This window comes from Streptomyces sp. NPDC048392 (assembly GCF_043200575.1).
In the GTDB taxonomy this organism is placed as follows: domain Bacteria; phylum Actinomycetota; class Actinomycetes; order Streptomycetales; family Streptomycetaceae; genus Streptomyces.
Genome location: NZ_JBICYB010000087.1, coordinates 1 through 4,325 on the forward strand (window position 1 = coordinate 1; position 4,325 = coordinate 4,325).

The window sequence follows — 4,325 nt, forward strand, 5'->3', positions numbered from 1 at the left end:
ACCAGAGTTCGTCAGGAACCAACCGCTTCGACAGATCAGCACTCACGACCGACATCATGCCGCACGAGCATCACACCACGTGAGACAACCTCTTAATACTCAGCTGTGGCGAGCGATGTGTAGCCCCATAAGCACTGGAGGGGGGAAGGGGTGCCGACCGGTTACTCGGCTGTCTCCTTGCGAGGAACAGAACCCGGCGTACAGCCCGACTCGTCTGCCGCTACCTGCGGCTTCGCCTTGGAAAGGGCCTCTGACCTGCGTCGGAGGCCCTTTCCGGTCTTTCAGGGGCTTGCCGCGTTAGGCCGCGAAAAGTCCCTCGGAAGTCCCTCAGACAGCGTTGAAAGTCCCTGAAAAGTCCCTGGGATGGAGAGGCAGGAAGAAGCCCCGCGGGGAACTGCCACGCATCGCCGTTCGCAGCCGGGCGAGCATTTTCGTGCTGGCCAACGGCGCAGGGAGCTGCCGATCAATAACTCCTTGATCTTGGTGAGGATTACGCGGGTGTGAGGTCGTGCCCGGCGATCTCGGCGAGCTGTTGTGCCGTGGTCACGGTGAGGGCGCCGGCCGGGACCGTGTACCCAAGCGCGGTGAGCACGGGTGTGGCCTCCCGGAGGGTCGCACCGATCCGGCTCTTGGCCAGGCCGGTTGCCTCGGCGAGTGGCGTCTGGGCCATGGACCAGCGCTTCGTGAGGAGGAAGACGACAAGCTGGTCGGAGACGGAGAGCCGTCTGCCGCCGGCGCCGGGGCCGCCGTCGGGGCGTTTTCCGGGCAGGAGGATCGGCGGGTGCTCGGCACACCAGGCTTGGTAGCGGACGGCGAGATCGTCGAATGCGGCGGGTTCGAGTCCGGTGAGGCTGGGGTGCCGCAGCCAGGCGGGGAGCTTGTCGCCGGTGGAAAAGCGCCCGAACCCGGGGCTGGGCGGGGGCGGTTCGGGAGCGAGCGGTTCGGGGCGCAGGGTGTAGTTCCACGTGCCGTGCCACTCGTGCGGCGTCAGGGGCAGGCGTTCCATAACGGTGTCGGGGACGGTGACGCCGGTGGGGTAGGCGCCGGGGTCGAGCTCGGCGTGGACGGAAAGTCCGCTGCGTGTCGTGGTCGCTCCGATGGTGCTGACGACGACTTCATGGCTGGTCAGGGGCCTGCCACGCCAATTGATGCTGATCTGTGAGAACAGCCGGTGCTCTATTTTGTTCCATTTCGATGTTCCTGGTGGAAAGTGACAGACAGTCACTTCAAGGCCCGTCTCGTAGGCAAAGTCCGCAAGTTCCTTCTTCCAGGCGCGCACACGGTAGCCGTTGGAGCCTCCGGCGTCGGCGGTGACCAGCAGACGGGCAGCGTGCGGGTAGCGACGGCGCCCCTCACCGTTCCACCAGCGGCGCAAAGTGGCCACCGCGAAGGCAGAGGTGTCCCCGTCGCAGCCCACCGACACCCAGCCTGCGTCCGCGCCGATGTCGTAGATCCCGTACGGCACCGCTTTCCGGGCGCCCTTCTCGGGGAAATCGTGCGCACGGACCTGCACCGGCTGCCCGGCGCGGTGCCATTCACGTCCGATGACCGCGTAGTTGCCCAGCGTCTCCTTCTTCTTGGCATCCACGCTGATGACCGGCTGCCCGTCGGCGAGGCACGCCGTGACCTGGTCATTGATGTAGCGGAACTGGGCGTCCCGGTCCGGATGCCGGGCCCCCTCGGTGGTCCTGGAGGTGCCCTGCAGAGAGAAGCCCTCCGCCTTCAACAGCGCGGCCACCGTGTCCGAACCGACCCGGTGCCCCTGGCGCGTCAGCCCGGCCGCCAGATTCCGGGTGGACTTCACCGTCCACAGCAGCGGAGATTCCGGGTGCCCGCGCTGGTCCGGCTCGACCAGCGCCAGCAGCGCGGGCACCAGCCCCGGATCGGCCTCCCGCAAAGGCTTGCGACCCGCGCCCGGTGCCCGGACCCGGCCAGCGGGCTCCTCCGCGTGCTCCAGCTCCCGCTTCCCGCGCGACACCGTGGACTCCGCCACCCCGGCCGCTCCGGCCACCATGCGGATCCCGCCGTGGCCCAGAACGCGGGCCGCGGCGCCCAGCGCCAGGCGCTGCTGCCGCTCATCGAGATGCGGCAGCAACAGCCCGAACGCATCCACCAGCTCTGAATTCGTCCCCTCCGACACCCCCGCATCGTACGACCCAACAGCCTATGAAAACCCAAGAGTTATTGATCGGCAGGTCCCAGGGCTTGGTCAAGTTCCCTCGGTTCCCGGGTTGTTGGTGATGCCCAGGAGTGGAAGTGCTCGTTCGGGTTGGTCGCGGATTGCGCGGGTTGTCTTGGCGATGTTGTCGGCTCCCAGCGTTCTGAGCAGGCCGATGGCAAGGTTGCGGAGGGTGGCCATGGCCCGGGGCGCGGTGCCGGTGTGGACGGTGGAGGCGTCCTCGGCGAAGGTCACGTCTCTGACGTGGTGCAGGGCTTCCACGGTCCAGTGGCCGCGGATCGCGGCGGCGAGTTCGGCGGGGCCGGCCTGGTGGGCGTCGAGGCTGGTGACGGCGCAGACCGTCTCGCGGGTTTCGCGTCGGCCGGTCTGCCTGCGGCGGCGGTGGACGCGGACGGCCAGACGGGCGTGGGGGAAGGCGATCCCGCCGAGTTCGTCCGCGATGCCGCAGGTCTTGACGGAGCGGGACTCGCGGCGGCCGTGTCCGGTGGAGGTCGTGGTGTGCTGGACCGGGATGTCCCGCCAGGGCAGTGCCGCGAGCTGGCGGTGTGCGGTCGGCTGGTTGGCTTTGATCACCGCGATGTAGTGGGCGTTTTTGGTCTCGACCAGCCAGGTGACGTTCGCCTGGACCGAGTGCAGCGCGTCAAATGGTGACAAGAGTTCCTCGAAGGTCCAGCGGCTCGAGCAGGGGCCGGAAGTGCGTGGTCTCGTTCGTCTTCGCTCCCACCTCCGCCTGGGCGAGGGTCACGGCCCGGTGGTGGGTGACCGCGGACAGCAGGTGCCGGCGGGTGGCGGTCAGGTGGGCCGATCCCTTCAGTGCCTTGCCGTCAACGGCGATCACGCGACGCGGTCCGGCCCCGGCCCCGGCGGCGTCGTGCCGGCCGGTGAGGTAGGCGCCGACCGCCCGGTCCAGGGCGTCACCGTCGACGGCCTGGAGGACACGCCCGATCGTGGTCCGTGAGGGAGTCCGACGCCACTGGAGCGGATGACGGCGCACGCCGACGGCCGCCAGCAGGGCGTCCGAGGCCCGCTCCGCCCACTCGGCGAGTTCATCGACGCTCCTCGCTCCCGAGACGACCGCACAGGCACATATGAGGAGGATGGCGGTCAGCGAGTACCAACGGCCCCGCCGCGCACGCGGGTCGGGCACCAGGTCCAGGTAGGGGCGCAGGTCAGCGACCCGGCCACCGTCCAGCGGACCCAGCTTCACCAGCACTGCGGGGATAGGGGAGGATACAGCGGCAGGCACGGGCCACCTCATGATCGTTGAGCTTCGACACTCCAATGATCACGAAGCCCGTGCCTGCTCTGCTATGCACCCCAACCAGTCACGACCCGACCCATCCGCACGACTCCGGAACTTGACCAAGCCCTGATCTACCTGGAGTAGGCGAGCACCAGACGGAACGCCGACGGGCACCGCCGACCGTGACTGAGGACCATAACGAGCTTGTGCACGGTAGGCGGTGGGACGTCGAGCCCGGATGGTTGATCAGGGTCAGGTGGTGGGGAACGCAACGCGTGCGGTGATCATCAGTAATCGGCGGATCACGGCCCCGACAGTGGGAGTGACTGACGAACTCGCGGAGAAGTTCAGCCCGTTGTGAGAGGGGCGTCTCTATGCGCGGCTTGCCGTCCGACTGCGGAGCGGGCCGTGGCCGCCGGCGCAAAACACTGGCCGGTTGTTCGTCGACCGGCTCCTGGCCAGGCTCGTCCATCTGCGTCACAGTGTCACCCACGACGTGCTGGCCTGCCGCTGCAGCGTGGGAGCCGCGGCAGTCGACCGCCAGGATTCGACTGGGAGACCTACCGCCGGCGCAACCTCGTCGAACGCTGCTTCAACCCGCTCAAGGGCTTCCGCGGCATCGCGACCAGGTACGACAAGGCCGCCACCTCATGCGAGGCAGCGGTCAGTCTCGCGTCGCCCTTGCTTTGGGCCAGGTCTGTTTGAAGAAGAACCCTAGTACACACGAACGATCACGGAGTCGATAGCGACGACCAACAGTGAGTGTGATCATCATCACATGATCATGTGCATTTACTGTGCGTGATTACTAGTGTCTCGTGATTCCGTTTGAGTTACCTGTCGTCGATGGGCTCGTTGCTCTGGCATGGATCTCTCCGCTGAACAGATGGATGATTTGCGGGA

At 67.3% G+C, this 4,325-nt stretch carries 3 protein-coding genes and 1 pseudogene; 1 reads left to right on the forward strand and 3 read right to left on the reverse strand.

Annotated features, from left to right (window positions below):
• Window positions 1-490: 490 nt before the first annotated feature.
• The 3 genes from ACGFYH_RS37185 to ACGFYH_RS37195 form a co-directional block, all read right to left on the reverse strand.
• Window positions 491-2,113 (reverse strand): ISAzo13 family transposase, encoded by a 1,623-nt coding sequence (locus ACGFYH_RS37185; protein WP_393807597.1) that lies wholly within the window; start codon window positions 2,111-2,113, stop codon window positions 491-493.
• 96 nt (window positions 2,114-2,209) lie between these two features.
• A complete protein-coding gene (locus ACGFYH_RS37190; protein ID WP_393807595.1) occupies window positions 2,210-2,833 on the reverse strand; it encodes an ISAs1 family transposase in 624 nt (207 codons plus the stop codon).
• A complete protein-coding gene (locus ACGFYH_RS37195; RefSeq protein WP_393807596.1) occupies window positions 2,820-3,425 on the reverse strand; it encodes an ISAs1 family transposase in 606 nt (201 codons plus the stop codon). The genes ACGFYH_RS37190 and ACGFYH_RS37195 overlap by 14 nt, the downstream gene beginning before the upstream one ends.
• Window positions 3,426-3,971: 546 nt before the next feature.
• On the opposite strand from ACGFYH_RS37195, the pseudogene ACGFYH_RS37200 reads away from it, so the two are divergent.
• Window positions 3,972-4,127 (forward strand): annotated as a pseudogene (locus ACGFYH_RS37200) (IS5/IS1182 family transposase); the annotation flags it as partial.
• Window positions 4,128-4,325: the final 198 nt, after the last annotated feature.